The sequence below is a fragment of the Mesorhizobium sp. WSM4841 genome (assembly GCF_055811515.1).
The window spans coordinates 23,600-38,655 of record NZ_JBVVQC010000007.1 but is presented as its reverse complement, the minus strand read 5'-3'; the positions used below and the strand labels follow the sequence as shown (position 1 = coordinate 38,655).

At 63.4% G+C, this 15,056-nt stretch carries 13 protein-coding genes and 1 tRNA gene; 9 read left to right on the top strand and 5 right to left on the bottom strand.

What is annotated here, in order from left to right:
* Positions 1-307: 307 nt before the first annotated feature.
* Positions 308-1,282, top strand: coding sequence for an alpha/beta fold hydrolase (locus AC0L14_RS10490; RefSeq protein ID WP_473486415.1), 975 nt, complete (start codon positions 308-310; stop codon positions 1,280-1,282).
* A 97-nt stretch (positions 1,283-1,379) separates the two neighbouring features.
* Here AC0L14_RS10490 and AC0L14_RS10485 read toward each other — a convergent pair whose 3' ends face one another.
* The 3 genes from AC0L14_RS10485 to AC0L14_RS10475 form a co-directional block, all read right to left on the bottom strand.
* A complete protein-coding gene (locus AC0L14_RS10485) occupies positions 1,380-1,892 on the bottom strand; it encodes a DUF1579 domain-containing protein (protein WP_473529551.1) in 513 nt (170 codons plus the stop codon).
* A gap of 119 nt (positions 1,893-2,011) precedes the next feature.
* On the bottom strand, positions 2,012-2,785 hold the full coding sequence (hisN, locus tag AC0L14_RS10480) for a histidinol-phosphatase (RefSeq protein ID WP_473486413.1): 774 nt from the start codon (positions 2,783-2,785) through the stop codon (positions 2,012-2,014).
* Positions 2,786-3,159: 374 nt separating this feature from the next.
* Entirely contained in the window at positions 3,160-4,116 is a 957-nt protein-coding gene (locus AC0L14_RS10475; RefSeq protein WP_473486412.1) for an N-formylglutamate amidohydrolase, read from the bottom strand.
* A gap of 147 nt (positions 4,117-4,263) precedes the next feature.
* Between AC0L14_RS10475 and cpdR the strand changes: the two genes are divergently transcribed.
* Complete coding sequence (cpdR, locus tag AC0L14_RS10470) at positions 4,264-4,626, top strand: cell cycle two-component system response regulator CpdR (RefSeq protein ID WP_006199474.1); 363 nt, start codon at positions 4,264-4,266, stop codon at positions 4,624-4,626.
* A 115-nt stretch (positions 4,627-4,741) separates the two neighbouring features.
* Positions 4,742-4,816, top strand: a tRNA-Val gene (locus AC0L14_RS10465).
* A 323-nt stretch (positions 4,817-5,139) separates the two neighbouring features.
* On the opposite strand, the gene fcl is transcribed toward AC0L14_RS10465, so the two are convergent.
* Positions 5,140-6,102 (bottom strand): GDP-L-fucose synthase, encoded by a 963-nt coding sequence (fcl, locus tag AC0L14_RS10460; protein ID WP_473486411.1) that lies wholly within the window; start codon positions 6,100-6,102, stop codon positions 5,140-5,142.
* A gap of 141 nt (positions 6,103-6,243) precedes the next feature.
* A complete protein-coding gene (locus AC0L14_RS10455; RefSeq protein WP_473486410.1) occupies positions 6,244-7,398 on the bottom strand; it encodes a dihydrodipicolinate synthase family protein in 1,155 nt (384 codons plus the stop codon).
* Between the two features lie 235 nt (positions 7,399-7,633).
* On the opposite strand from AC0L14_RS10455, the gene AC0L14_RS10450 reads away from it, so the two are divergent.
* From AC0L14_RS10450 to AC0L14_RS10425, 6 genes are read left to right on the top strand one after another with little or no spacing between them, the layout of a single operon-like run.
* A complete protein-coding gene (locus AC0L14_RS10450; protein WP_123149668.1) occupies positions 7,634-8,677 on the top strand; it encodes a LacI family DNA-binding transcriptional regulator in 1,044 nt (347 codons plus the stop codon).
* A complete protein-coding gene (locus AC0L14_RS10445) occupies positions 8,674-9,690 on the top strand; it encodes a Gfo/Idh/MocA family protein (RefSeq protein ID WP_473486409.1) in 1,017 nt (338 codons plus the stop codon). The genes AC0L14_RS10450 and AC0L14_RS10445 overlap by 4 nt, the downstream gene beginning before the upstream one ends.
* Entirely contained in the window at positions 9,687-11,288 is a 1,602-nt protein-coding gene (locus AC0L14_RS10440) for an acyl CoA:acetate/3-ketoacid CoA transferase (RefSeq protein WP_473749404.1), read from the top strand. The genes AC0L14_RS10445 and AC0L14_RS10440 overlap by 4 nt, the downstream gene beginning before the upstream one ends.
* Complete coding sequence (locus AC0L14_RS10435; protein WP_473639704.1) at positions 11,281-12,057, top strand: enoyl-CoA hydratase/isomerase family protein; 777 nt, start codon at positions 11,281-11,283, stop codon at positions 12,055-12,057. The genes AC0L14_RS10440 and AC0L14_RS10435 overlap by 8 nt, the downstream gene beginning before the upstream one ends.
* Before the next feature lie 25 nt (positions 12,058-12,082).
* Entirely contained in the window at positions 12,083-13,594 is a 1,512-nt protein-coding gene (locus AC0L14_RS10430; protein WP_473749402.1) for an aldehyde dehydrogenase family protein, read from the top strand.
* 59 nt (positions 13,595-13,653) lie between these two features.
* The gene (locus AC0L14_RS10425) at positions 13,654-14,907 is read left to right on the top strand and encodes an ABC transporter substrate-binding protein (RefSeq protein ID WP_473749401.1); all 1,254 of its coding nucleotides are present in this window, start codon (positions 13,654-13,656) and stop codon (positions 14,905-14,907) included.
* Positions 14,908-15,056 lie beyond the last annotated feature (149 nt).

Here is a 15,056-nt window from a genome sequence, read left to right as displayed (position 1 = left end):
CGTCGCGCGTCCTCTCGGACACGCAAGGACGCTGTAACACTTTGATTGCGCATGATTCACAGCGAAAATCGGGTCCGATTTTCGGTGTCACGCGCGAGATGCCGCAACGGCGCCGACCGGGTGTAACGTCCCTTCCTCCCGGATCGACGGGGGCCGGAAGCATGCCGCAAGCTGCTTTCGGCCTCACTCGCTGGCTGCCTCGTTCAGCCTTTCCAACGCGTCCGGAATTCCTTTGCTTTTGCTGCATGGGCGTCTATGCCTACCAAAGCTTGCGCCATGCAGGCAGCGACACACAAACGCAGCGCGAATGACGGACCTCCTCAACAAAATTCCCCTCTTCCGCGAAATTCCGGGCAATCCGCTACCGGAAAATGCGGCCGGTGGTTTCTTTACGACGCGCGATGGCAAGAAGATCCGCTACGGCCTCTTTCCCGCCGTTGCCCGCCCGATGAAGGGCACCGTGGTCGTCTTGACCGGCCGCAACGAGTGCATCGAAAAATATTTCGAGACCATCCGCAACCTTGCCGATCGCGGCTTCGGCGTCGCCACCCTCGACTGGCGCGGCCAGGGCGGTTCCGACCGGCTGATCAGCGACCGCGAGCGCGGCTATGTCCGGAGCTTCTTCGACTATACCGGCGACCTGGAACAGTTCTTCGAGGAGATCGTGCTGCCCGACTGCCGGGGGCCATATTACATATTGGCCCATTCGGCTGGGGCGGTGATTACGCTGCTTGCCGCACCGTCGATGGTGAACCGCGTACGGCGCATGGTGCTGATCGCGCCATTCCTGGCCGTCCCCGACCTGCCGGTCTCGACAACCACCGTTCGCCGCCTGTGCTCGCTGTTCTGTCTGCTGGGCCTTGGCAAGCTTTATGCCGCCTGGGGTCCGCGGCCCAGAAGAATCATTCCGTTTGCCGCCAACATGGTGACATCAGATCCAGAGCGGTACCGACGCAACACGCTGATCTACGAAACCTACCCGCAGCTGGCGCTCGGCGGCCCGACGATACGCTGGCTGAAAGCGGCGGCGCAGGCCTCCGAGGCCATCAGCGATCCCGACTTCATGGCCAGGATCCAGGTACCCTTGCTGGTGATCGCCGCCGGTGCCGACCAGGTCGTCTCGACCAAGGCGGTGGAAACCTACACCAGACGTCTGCGCCTCGGTTCGCTGCTGGTGATCGATGGTGCACGCCATGAAATATTGCAGGAAGCCGACTTCTATCGCGAGCAGTTCTTTGCCGCCTTCGATGCCTTCATCCCGGGAAGCGACGACACCGCCTGATTGAGTGCCGCACTCCCTCCGGACGCTCCAAGAGCGCTCCAAGTCATTGAAGTCCATGCCTCGGCTTGAAAAATGCCTGCCAACCTCGATCGTCGGCCTATCCCTGCCGGGCGAAATCCATGATCCAGTTGGTCTCCCAGGTCTTGCCGCCATCCGGTGAAAAAGCCTGCTCCCAGCGCGCCGATTTTTCAGTGATCCGCGACCAGAGGAAGCGAACCTGGATATTGCGTCCGTCGAAGACGTCGTCGCACAGGAACGTGCCGACGCCTGCTTCGAAGGTGCCGCGCATCGGAACATCGATGGTTGCCGGGTTGCGGCCGTCGATCCACCAGATCGACCATTGTCTCGTCGCCGGATCGAACGTCCGCAGCGTGGCGGCGCGATAGGCCTCGCCGGGCAATTCAATCACATTGTCGTCGACATTGCCGAGGCCGCCAAGGATCGGGCGCACGTCGCATGTCCCGCCAAACACGTCCCAGTTCGTGTCGCCTTGCAGCCGCTTCTGCAACCTTCGATGGCTGACGTTCCAGCGTGCGAAGAAGAGATCGAAATCGGCCCGGCCGTCTGCTGGAGCATTTTCGGAACGGCTGGCTGTTGACTGCGTCGACATGAATACCTCCCCGTGGCATGATCTCCATAGCAGAGAGCTGCTGACATCTTCCTGTCAGGAGCGTGGGCTACATCGCCGGTGGGCACCTTGGTCCCGCAATCGCCAGCTGCCCAGCCGGTTCAGCCACGCAGCGCCGCCATCGCGGCGGCATGAAGCTCCGGCGTTGCCGCAGCCAGGATGTCGCCGCCCCTTTCCGCCGGTCCGCCTTCGAAGGTGGTGACGACGCCGCCGGCCTTCTCGATGATCGGGATCAGCGCGACGATATCGTAGGGCTTTAAACCGGGGTCGGCGACGATGTCGACGCTTCCCGCCGCGACCATGGCGAAGGCATAGCAGTCGGTGCCGTAGCGGGCGAGCTGGACCTGCTGCTCGAACAGGTCGTAGCGCAGGCGCGCGTCTCCCTTGAACAGTGCCGGCGTGGTGGTGAACAGCGTCGCCTCGGCGAGGCTTGCCGTCTTGCGTGTCGTCAGCCTTCGCGGTCCGCCCGGGCCTTCATAATGGGCACCGGACGCGTTGGCATAGAAAAGCTCGCCGGTGAAGGGCTGCGACATCATGCCGGCAACGGCATCGCCGTCGACTGTCAGCCCGACCAATGTTCCCCACACCGGCAGGCCGGAAATGAAGGCGCGCGTGCCGTCGATCGGATCGATCACCCAGACGTGCCTGCTGGAAATGTTCTCGCTGCCATGCTCCTCGCCAAGGATGCCGTGATCGGGATATTCCGCTGATATAAGCGCCCGGATGACCCGCTCGGCCTCGCGGTCGGCCTCGGTGACCGGGTCGAAGCTGCCTTGCTCCTTGTTGGCGACCGCGCCCTGGCTGCGGAAGCGCGGCAAGGTTTCGGCCGCGGCGGCATGCGCAATGCGCCGCATGAAATCGATGCTGATATCCAACTGAGTCTCCCCGCGTTGCAGCCTGCTGGAACCGTCGTTTGCCTGTGGTTTTCCGCCAAAGCAAGGGCGTGCGGAACTTTTGCGCATCGTCAACTGTTGCTCGAATGCAACGCTGGCGCCCTCGAATTCAGTTTCCACATCACCGTGAATTAAAAACTCCGGTCGACGGCTTGACATTTGTGCATCGCACAATAGATTTGTTCTCGGACAGGCTTTCCTGTCCATGCCCTCCTTGGGCGTTTCCTCCCTAGACTTCGACCGTGTCGTGCAAACGATGCGGTCTTTTTTTCGGCGTGGCATCCAGCGGATTGCGCTTCCCCGACCCGCACGTCGACGCCTTTATCTGGCGCAAGGTCTCGTTTCGATTTTCGGCATCATTCGGCGGCAAGCGGCAGATCGATAAAATGGTGGTCGGGCATCGCCATCAGATCGGCCGAGAATTGTGCCAGATCGTCGGCGAGTGCATCGAAGCCGGCGGATTTCTGGAACGTCCGCTCGTTCATGTAAAGCCCGCGATTGACCTCGATCTGCAGTGCATGGAGATGGCGCACGGGGCGGCCATAGTGCTCGGTGATGAAGCCTCCGGCGTAAGGCTTGTTATGGGCGACGGTGTAGCCCATGCCGATCAGCAGGCCGATCGCCGTCTCGGTCAACGCTGCCGAGGCGGAGATGCCGAAACGGTCGCCGACGATGAAGTCGGGCCTGACACCGCTGTCGCCGACCCTGATGCTCGCCGGCATCGAGTGGCAATCGATCAGCACGGCAAAGCCGAACCGCGCATGGGTCCTGGTCAAAAGCCGTTTCAGCGTCTCGTGATAAGGCTTGTAGACAGCCTCGATACGCGCGACGGCTTCCGCCAGTGGCAAGCGGCCGGCATAGATTTCGAGCCCCTCTCCCACCAGCTTGGGCACGGTGCCAAGCCCGCCGGCCACGCGTGCCGAGCGGATGTTGCAGAAGGACGGCACGGGTTCGGCGAACATCCGCGGATCGAGTTCCCACGGCTCCCGGTTGACGTCGAGATAGGCGCGCGGGAAGTTTGCCGCCAGCATCGGCGCGCCGAGCGCGACGGCGCCGCCGAACAATTCGTCGACGTAGCAATCCTCGGAGCGGCGGATGGCGTTTCGATCCAGCCTTGCCATCGCCAGGAACCGGTCCGGATAGTGACGGCCGCTATGCGGCGAGTTGAAGAGGAAGGGGACGCGCTGTTCGGCGCCCGACCGGATTTCGAAGGGAGGAACGACCGAAAAATCCTCGGCTGCCGTTTTCAATTTGAACGAATCCGGAAACACCAATGCATCATGGTTGGAAACGTGCCACCTCGCCGGCCGCATGTCCAGCGTTTCGGCGTCCGGGCCGCTTTGTTAAAGGCCGATCGGGCCTTTATCGTTCACTTGATGTTTACCCTCACCTCCTCATATACAGGATGGTTAACGGGCTGCCCCACGGCAGACTCGGACGGGTGATTCGGACGGGAAAAGATGGCACGCATTCTACTGGCGGAAGACGACGATGACATGCGCCGGTTCCTCGTCAAGGCGCTGGAGCGTGCCGGCTACCAAGTCAGCGACTTCGACAATGGCGCCAGCGCCTATGAGCGGCTGCGCGAAGAGCCTTTCTCGCTGCTCTTGACCGATATCGTCATGCCGGAGATGGACGGCATAGAACTCGCCCGCCGCGCCACCGAGATCGATCCCGACCTCAAGGTCATGTTCATCACCGGCTTCGCCGCCGTTGCGCTCAATCCGGATTCCAAGGCGCCGAAAGACGCCAAGGTGCTGTCGAAGCCGTTCCATCTGCGCGACCTCGTCAACGAGGTCGAAAAGATGCTGCAGGCAGCCTGATCCGATTCCGGCACGGCTTCAGCGCGCCTTCGACGGCGTGGCAAGGCGAACCTTTCTTTCCCTTTTCCTGCTATTGACGCGCCGTAGCAAAAATGGTGTATGCGCGGCTTCGGATGGGCGTGTAGCTCAGCGGGAGAGCACTGCATTGACATTGCAGGGGTCACAGGTTCAATCCCTGTCACGCCCACCATCCAGACAATCCGCCGTATCCCGCAGATATCCTCGCTCAAGGGCGCTTCCGGGCTGGACCGCGTGAATGCCGCATTTTCGAGAATGCCAAAATCGGACGCCTTGATTTTCTCGCCCAGCCAATGCTTCTCAATAAAGTCGGCAGAGAATATCTTTTCGACTACATCGACGACATGAAACATGAAATTTGGGTGAGGGCATCGCTCCTCTAGGTCAATCCGAAACGGTATCCAAGCGTGTCGGCGAGCGACTTTGCATTGGCCATGGCCAAGAGACGGCCGCCCAAGCCGTCATGTCTGGTGCGGCAATCAGCGTCGTTGAGGATCAGGCCGCGCCGAGGCGGAGGTCACCTGTCTCGATATGCTGGAGAAACCAGGCATAGGTCTGTTCCAATCCGCTCTGAAGCGAGTACCGCGGGCGCCAGCCCGTGGCAAACAGGCGCGACACGTCCATCAGCTTGCGCGGCGTGCCGTCCGGCTTCGTCGCATCGAATGTGAGCACCGCGTCGGCGCCGACGACGGAGAGCATGGTGCGGGCCAGCTCGGCAATGGTGATGTCTTCGCCCGAGCCGACATTGACGTGGCTGTCGCCGGCATAGTTTTTCAGTAGCCAGACCAGAGCGTCGGCGGCGTCGTCGACATGCAGGAACTCGCGCATCGGCGTGCCCGATCCCCAGACCTCCAGGGTTTTGTCGCCGGCCCGCTTGGCCTTGTGCGCCTTGCGCATAAGGGCTGGTACGACATGGCTGGTGGAGAGGTCGAAATTGTCGCCGGGGCCATAGAGGTTGGTCGGCATCGCCGAGATGTACTCGACACCGTATTGGCGCCGATAGGCTTGGCACAGTTTCAGCCCAGCGATCTTGGCGATCGCGTACCATTCGTTGGTCGGTTCGAGCGGACCGGTCAGCAAGGCGTCCTCGGAGATCGGCTGTGCCGCAAACTTCGGATAGATGCAGGACGAACCGAGAAACAGCAATTTCTGCACCTCGTTGCGAAAAGCGCTCTCGATGACATTGGTCTGCATGATGAGATTGTCCTGCAGAAAATCGACCGGCAACCTGTTGTTTGCCAGGATACCGCCGACCTTAGCCGCAGCCATCACCACCGCATCCGGCCTGTGGTCTGCCATCCAGCGCCGCACGCCGGCCTGGTCCATCAGGTCGAGTTCATCGCGGGATGCGGTCAGGACCTCGCAGTCCTCGTCCGCCAGCCTGCGCAATATGGCCGATCCGACCATGCCGCGATGCCCGGCCACGAAAACGCGCTTGCCCTGAAGGTCGAAGTCCATTGGCGTATCCCTATGCAGAACGGTCGCTATGACCACTGGCGTCGCCGCGCCAGATGGTCCTGCGTCGGACGCATAGCGCATACAGATTTGCCCGGACAAGGCAAATCGGAGATTCGGGCGAGCTCTTCTTGCGGTTGGCGCTCAGACGCCCGCCACGGCGCACAGGTTCTTCATTCTTGCGACGGCAAGCTCCGGGTCGGCCAGCAATCCGGCCTGGTCGGCAAGACGGAACACATCCGCATAGTGGCTAATGCCGCGCGCCGACTGCATGCCGCCGATCATCGAGAAATGGTCCTGGTGGCCGTTCAGCCAGGCCATGAGGACGATACCGGCCTTGTAGTACTCGGTCGGCGCCTCGAAGATTTTCCGCGACAGAGATACCGTCGGCGCCATCAGCGCGTCATAGCCTGGGCGGTCGCCAGCGGCCAGTTTCGCCAGCGCGGCATTGGCGACCGGCGCAATGGCGTCGAAAATCCCGAGCAGCGCATGCGAATGTCTTTCGCCGTCGCCGGCGATCAGCTCGGGGTAGTTAAAGTCGTCGCCGGTGAACATGACGACCCCTTCCGGCAGCCGGTTGCGCAGGGCAACCTCTTTGCCGGCATCGAGCAGCGATATCTTGATCCCCTCGACCTTGCCGGCGTGGCGTTCGATGATGGCGACGACCGTGTCGAGCGCGGTGTCGAAATCATGGCTGCCCCAATAACCCTTCAGCGCCGGATCGAACATGCCGCCCAGCCAGTGCAGGATGACCTTGCCGGATGCCTGGGACAGGATGCGATCATAGACGCTTATATAGTCGTCGGGACCCTTGGCGACAGCCGCCAGCGCGCGGCTGGCCATCATGATCGCCGTGCCGCCCAGGCCTTCGATGAAATCGAACTGCTCTTCATAGGCCGCGATGACATCGTCGAGTGTCCTGACGGCGCCTGGCGCCAGATGGTCTGTTCCGGCACCTGAGGCGAGGTCGGCGCCCTCGACGGTTCGCGCCTCGGCGATCGAGCGGCGGATCAATTCCCTGGCGTTTGTCCAGTCGAAACCCATGCCACGCTGTGCGGTATCCATCGCCTCGGCGATGCGGAAGCCGAGCCGCCACAGATGATGGCGAAACGCCATCGTGCGCTCCCAGTCGACCGCTGGATGAGCCCATGGATCGGTCATCTCAAGGGGATCGGCAACGACATGGGCGGCGGCATAGGCGATGCGCGAAAACCGCGCGCCGATCACCGGCTGTGCCGGCTGGCCGACAAGGCGGTAGCGAGTGCTGCGACCGCCCTCCCCGGGCAAGGCAATGTCCATCGATCTCTCCCTTGGTCGCGGCTATAAATGGAACGTTCCAATAAATCAAGAACCTTTTGATCCTCAATCCATGCCCCGAAATGCTGCCTCGCAGCGACAAAGCCCTTTGAGTGCACCGTCCTCAGCCGCGGGGTACTCGTTTTCTGGATTCGAGAAAATCCTGATTGACTCAAATGCAGCACGGAATTAGAACGTTCCAATAAATTCGACCAGAAAATACCGGAGGACGATCGGGATGGCCAGCAGGCCCAAGGCGACGATACTCGACATTGCCCGTGAGGCGGGCGTGTCCAAGTCGACGGTGTCGCTCGTGCTGCAGGGCAGCGGTCTGATCCGGCCTGAGACCGCGCTGAAGGTTCGCAAGGCGATCGAGGATGTCGGCTATGTCTACAACCGCGGCGCCGCCAATCTGCGCAAGGCCCACTCCAACGTCATCGGCATGGTCATCAACGACCTTACCAACCCGTTTTTCGCCGAAATGGCGGTCGGCATGGAGCGTGTCTTCCAGTCGGCGGGCATCGTGCCGTTCATCGCCAACACGGCGGAGAACCCGGTGCGCCAGGAAGAGGTGCTGAAATCGCTGATGGAGCAAGGTGTCGCCGGGCTGATCGTGTCGCCGGCGCGCGGCACGACGCCCGGTGCTTTCCGCCGCATCGAGACGGCGGGGCTTCCGATCGTCTTCACCATGCGCCGCCTTCCTGAAAGCCGCATCCCGGTGATCGCGCCTGACAATCATCGCGGCGCCTGGCTCGCCACCGCCCATCTGATCGGCAAAGGGCATCGCCGGCTGGCCTTCTTCGGCGGCTCATCGGATCTGGTGGTCTATCACGAGCGGCTGGGCGGTTTTCGCGAGGCCTGCGAGGGGCTCGGCATCGCCAAACGCGATATACTCGTCGTCGAAGGCGAAACCAGCCGCAAGGGCGGCATTGCCTGCCTGGAGACGGCCCTCGCCATGGCCGAGCCGCCGACCGCGGCGCTGTGCTTCAACGATGCGGTCGCCTTCGGCGTCATGTTGGCGCTGCGCAAGCGCGGCCTCGAGCCCGGCGCGGATTTCGCCGTCGTCGGCTTCGACGACGTGATCGAAGCCCAGCATTACATGCCGGCGCTGACCAGCGTCGCGGTGGATTCGGCAGGCCTGGGCGAGCGCGCCGCCCATGTCATGCTGAAGATGATCCAGTCGCGCACCACGCGCGCCGAGGATCATATCGGCGCCGTCAACCTCGTCGTCAGGGACAGTTGCGGTCCTGATCGCCGCGCTGGAATGGGAGACGCGGCATGACCGTCAAATGGGGACTGATCGGCGCAAGCACGATCGCCAGGCAATTCATGATCAATGCCATCCGCGCGCAACCGAACAGCGAGATCACGGCGGTGATGAGTTCCAGCCCGGATCGCGCCACTTCCTATGCCAAGGACAACGGCATTCCGCTCGCCGTCTCGACGCTCGATGAATTGCGCGGCTCCGGCATCGACGCCGTCTACATCTCGACCACCAACGAATTGCATCTCGAACAGGCATTAGCCGCCATCAGGGCGGGAAAACATGTGCTGTGCGAAAAGCCGCTGGCGCTGACCAGCGCCGATGCACGCGCAATGGTCGCCGCCGCCAAGGCGGCCGGCATCGTGCTCGGCACCAACCATCATCTGCGCAATGCCGGCGCGCACCGGGCGATGCGCGAAGCCATTGCCGGCGGCCGCATCGGCAAGCCGATCGCCGCGCGCGTCTTCCACTCGGTCTATCTGCCTGAGAATTTGCAGGGTTGGCGCATCACCAGGCCGGAAGCCGGCGGCGGCGTGGTGCTCGACATCACCGTGCACGATGCCGACACGCTGCGTTTCGTGCTCGACGACGATCCGCTCGAGGTTTCGGCGTTCACCCAGGCCGCAGGCATGGCCGCCGGCGGCCTGGAGGACGGCGCCATGTGCATCTGGCGCTTCAAATCGGGCATCATCGCCCAGTCGCATGAGGGCTTCACCACCAAATTCGCCGGCACCGGCTTCGAGGTGCATGGCAGCGAAGGCTCCCTGATCGCGAAAGATGTGATGACGCAGAAGCCGATCGGCTCTGTGCTGCTGCGCACGGCACAGGGCGAGGAAGAATTGAGCTTCGACCGCGAAGATCTCTATGTCAGGTCTTTGCGCCAGTTCCATGCGGCGATCCGTGGCGAAGGCCAGCCGTCGGCGACCGGCGAGGACGGCGTCTGGTCGCTGACTTCAGCCGAAGCGGCGTTGCAATCCGCCAAGTCCGGCAAATCAGCCGCGATCGATCCGAAACTCGGGGGGGCAGGGTGAGCAAGCTCATCTCCGCAGCGCAAGCCGCCAGCCTGATCAGGGACGGCATGGTCGTTTCCGTGTCGTCGTCGAGCGGTCTCGGCTGCCCGGATGCGGTACTCGCCGCGATCGGCGAGCGCTTCGACGCGGAAGGCCATCCGAAGAACATCACGACGCTGCATCCGATCGCCGCCGGCGACATGTACGGCATCAAGGGTATCGACCATCTGGCCAAGCCCGGCCTGTTGAAGCGCACGCTGTGCGGCTCCTATCCGTCCGGCCCGTCATCTTCGGAGCCGCCGCAGATATGGAAGATGATCGGCGACAATTCGGTCGCCGCCTACAACGTGCCCTCAGGCATCCTGTTCGATATGCACCGCGAGGCTGCGGCCAAGCGCCCTGGCGTGCTGACCAAGGTCGGCCTCGATACCTTCGCCGACCCGCGTCATCAGGGCTGTGCCATGAACGCGGCCGCCAGCGAGCCGATCGTATCGGTGCAGCAGTTCGACGGCGAGGAATGGCTCTATTTCCGCTCGATCGTGCCTGACGTCTCAATCATCCGGGCGACGACGGCCGACGAGCGCGGCAACCTGACCTATGAGCACGAGGGCGCCTATCTCGGCGGGCTGGAACAGGCGCTCGCCGCCCGCAACAACGGCGGCATCGTCATCGCGCAGGTCAAGCGCGTCGTCGAGAACGGCACGCTGAAGCCGCATGACGTGCGCGTGCCCGGTGTGCTGGTCGACCATATCGTGGTGGCGCCCGACCAGTTGCAGACGACGCTGACACCCTACGATCCGGCGATCTCGGGCGAGATCTTCCGGCCGCTGTCGACTTTCCGCAACGCCGAGATGAGCGTCCAGAAGGTGATCGCGCGGCGCGTCGCGATGGAGCTTGCCGACGGCATGGCCGTCAATATCGGCTTCGGCATCTCGGCCAACGTGCCGCGCATCCTTATCGAGGAAGGCCAGCACGGCAAGGTCACCTGGGTAATCGAACAGGGCGCGGTCGGCGGCGTGCCGCTGCTCGATTTCAAGTTCGGCTGCTCGTCGAACGCCGACGCGTTCATGCCTTCGCCACACCAGTTCATCTACTTCCAGGGCGGCGGCTTCGACGCCTCGCTGCTGTCCTTCCTGCAGATCGATCGCAATGGCTCGGTCAACGTGTCGAAGCTTTCGGCCAGGCCGCATGTCACCGCCGGCGCCGGCGGTTTTGTCGACATCACCGCGCGGGCGAAGAAGATCGTGTTTTCCGGCTTTTTCAATGCCGGGGCCAAGCTGTCGCTGGCCGATGGCGGCATCAGTATCGACGGGGAAGGCAAGGTCAAGAAAGTGGTCGGCGAGGTCGAGCACATCTCCTTCTCGGGCAAGCGCGCGGTCGCGCAAGGACAGGACATCACCTATGTCACCGAACGCTGCGTGATGAAGCTGACGCCGGATGGGCTGATGGTGACTGAGCTGGCACCCGGTATCGATCTTCAGCGCGACGTGCTGGCGCAGGCCGAGATTCCGCTCGCCGTCGCCAACGACCTGAAAGTCACGCCGGACGCGCTCTACCGTGACCGGCCGATCGGACTGTCGCTCAATGGCGGCGCCTCGCTTGGAGGCGCGCATGGCTGAGCGTCTCGTCACCTTTGAAACCGACGGCGACCTCGGCATCGTCACGCTTCGCCGGCCGGAGAAATTCAACGCGCTCGACATCCCGATGCTGCGCGCGCTGGAAGCCGCGCTCGATACGGCCGAGGCCGCGGACGGCGTCCGCGTCGTGCTGCTGTGTGGCGAAGGCAAGGGCTTTTGCGCCGGCGGCGACGTCGAAGCGTGGTCGCGAATGAGTGCCGCCGATTTCCAGGTGCAATGGGTGCGCTATGGCCACCGCGTCTTCGACCGGCTGGCGCGGCTCCGGCAGCCGACCATCGCCGTGCTGTCCGGCCATGCGCTGGGCGGCGGGCTTGAACTGGCGGTCGCCTGCGACTTCCGGGTCGCCGAGGCGCAGGTGAAATTAGGCTTCCCGGAAACCTCGATCGGCGTGGTGCCCGGCTGGTCCGGCACGCAGCGCGCGGTGCGCCGCTTCGGCGCGCAGACGGTGCGGCGCATGGCAATCGGCGGCGAGACGTTCGTGGCGGCCGAAGCACTCGCTCTGGGCATCGTCGACCGGGTGGTCGACACGGGCAAGGCGTTCATCGAGGCCAAGGCCTGGGCCGGCAAGATCTCCGAGCGCGGCCCGCTGGCAACGCAGGCCGCCAAGCTGATGATCGCGGTCGCCGAGGGCGAGGAAAGTGCTGCCGCGACAGAGGCGCTGGCCAGTGGCTTCATCGCGCTGACCGGCGATCTCAAGGCTGGTGTCGACGCTTTCAAGGCCAAGCAGAAACCAGCGTTTTCAAGATCATAGAATGCGAGCGGAACCTGGAAATCACATGAACTTGCCCCTCACCATCGCCATGCCCGCCGAGGCAGCCGCGACGCCGAAGACCTACCGGCTGCTGATCGACGGCAAGTTCGTCGATGCCCGCGACGGCCGCACGCTGGAGCGCAACAGTCCCGGCCACGGCTTCACCGTTTCGCGCTATGCGCAAGCCGGCGAAGCGGACGTCGAGGCGGCGGTGACCGCCGCGCACAAGGCTTTCGTGACCGGCCCCTGGCCGCACATGAAGGCCGGCGAGCGCGCAGCGATCCTGCTCAAGGCGGCGGACCTGATCGAGGCGCGGCTCGAGGAGATCGCCCGGCTCGACGTGCTGGAATCCGGCAAGCCGATCGCCCAGGCGCGCGGCGAGATCGGCGGCGCCGTCGACATCTGGCGCTATGCCGCGGCGCTTGCCCGCACGCTCCATGGCGAAACCTACGCCAATCTCGGCGACGCCATGCTGGGCGTCGTGCTGCGTGAACCGATCGGCGTCGTCTCGATCATCACGCCGTGGAATTTTCCCTTCCTCATCGTCAGCCAGAAACTGCCGTTCGCGCTCGCCGCCGGCTGCACGGCGGTGGTCAAGCCGAGCGAGATGACCTCGGCCTCGACCTTCGTGCTCGGCGACATCTTGATGCAGGCCGGCTTGCCGGACGGCGTCGTCAACATCCTCGCCGGCCTGGGCGCCGATGTCGGCGCGCCGATGGTCAGCCACCCGCTGGTCGAGATGGTGTCGTTCACCGGCTCCACCCGAGTCGGCAAGATGACGATGGCGTCGGCTGCGAACTCGCTGAAGAAGGTCTCAATGGAGCTTGGCGGCAAGAACGGCCAGATCGTCTTTCCAGATGCCGACCTCGAAGCGGCAGCCGACGCGGCGGTGTTCGGCGGCTTCTTCAACGCCGGCGAATGCTGCAACGCCGGCAGCCGGCTGATCGTTCATGAGGCGATAGCCGACGACTTCCTCGGCGCAGTGAAGGCGCTCACCGCAAGGGTGACCGTCGGCGATCCGCTCGATATCAGCACCAAGGTCGGCGCGATGATCTCTTCCGAGCACCTTTCCAAGGTGACCGGCTACGTGGCGGCGGCGGCAAGCGACGGCAGCAGCATCTATAGCGGCGGCAAGCAAATCGCCTCCAGTGCCGGTCAATATCTCGATCCGACCATCCTTCGCGGCGTCACCGAAGACATGGCCATTGCGCGTGAAGAAGTGTTTGGACCGGTGCTGTCGGTGCTGACGTTTGGATCGATTGAAGAGGCGTTGCGCATCGCCAACAACACGCCTTATGGTCTATCGGCGGGCGTGTGGAGCGCCAGCATCGACACCTGCATGTCGGTGGCGCGGAATGCGCGTTCGGGAACCGTTTGGGTGAACACGTTCATGGAAGGTTATCCCGAGCTGCCTTTCGGAGGCTACAAGCAGTCCGGTCTGGGACGCGAACTCGGCAAGCGCGCCGTTGAGGACTATACCGAAGAAAAGACAATCCAGTTTCATCGCGGCCAGCGCACCGGATGGTGGGTCGGCTGAGTTGGGAAGAACCCGGCGGACAATCGCCGGTCGTGTAGCTGCAACAAGGGAGGAAGTACATGTTGCGCAAATTGCTTATCGGAACGGCTCTCGGCTCGGGTCTTGCGTTCGCGGCCCATGCCCAGGACGTCAAGGAAGTCGAGATGCTGCATTGGTGGACGTCTGGCGGCGAAGCGGCTGCCTTGAACGTGCTCAAGGAGGATCTGGCCAAGCAAGGCTTTGCCTGGAAGGACGTGCCCGTGGCCGGCGGCGGCGGCGACGCCGCCATGACCGCGCTGAAGGCGATGGTCGCGGCCGGCAACTACCCGACCGCCTCCCAGATGCTCGGCTATACCGTGCTCGATTATGCCGCGGCCGGCGTGATGGGCGACCTGACCGAGACGGCGGTAAAGGAAGGCTGGGACAAATCCGTTCCGGCCGCCCTACAGAAATTCTCGGTCTATGACGGCAAGTGGGTCGCGGCTCCGGTCAACGTCCACTCCGTCAACTGGCTGTGGATCAACAAGGCGGTGATGGACAAGATCGGCGGCACCGAGCCGAAGACCTTCGACGACTTCGTCGCGCTGCTCGACAAGGCCAAGGCGGCGGGCGTTATCCCGCTCGCGCTCGGCGGCCAGAACTGGCAGGAAGCCACCATGTTCGATTCGGTCGTGCTGTCGACCGGCGGACCTGAGTTCTACAAGAAGGCCTTCAACGACCTCGACGAGGAGCAGCTGAAGTCCGACACGATGAAGAAGTCGTTCGACAATCTTGCCAAGCTCGTCACCTATGTCGACCCGAACTTCTCCGGCCGCGACTGGAATCTTGCCACCGCCATGGTCATCAAGGGCGATGCGCTGGTGCAGGTCATGGGCGACTGGGCCAAGGGCGAATTCAACGCCGCCAAGAAGACCCCGGGCACCGACTTCCTGTGTTACCGCTTCCCGGGCACCGACGGAAGCGTGGTCTACAACTCCGACATGTTCGGCATGTTCGACGTTCCCGAGGACCGCAAGGCCGCGCAGGCCGCCTTGGCCACCGCCACTTTGTCGAAGAGCTTCCAGTCGGCCTTCAACGTCGTCAAGGGCTCGGTCCCGGCCCGCACCGACGTGCCCGACACCGACTTCGACGCTTGCGGCAAGAAGGGCATGGCCGACCTGAAGGCCGCCAACGAAGGCGGCACGCTGTTCGGTTCGCTGGCGCAAGGCTATGGCGCGCCGCCGGCCGTCGCCAATGCCTACAAGGACGTCGTCTCGAAATTCGTCCACGGCCAGATCAAGACCTCGGACGAGGCCGTGACCCAGCTGGTTAACGCAATCGAAGACGCCAAATAGGAACCAGCATGAAAGGACCTTCCCCGCTCCGGTGGGGAAGGTTCCACCAAGCCAGGATGGTCGGCCTCTGGTCGGAATGGCGCCGGCGATCAACCAACACGCCCCGTCTCGACGGGGCTATGCTTCCCCGCCTGGCGGTGAAGGGACCC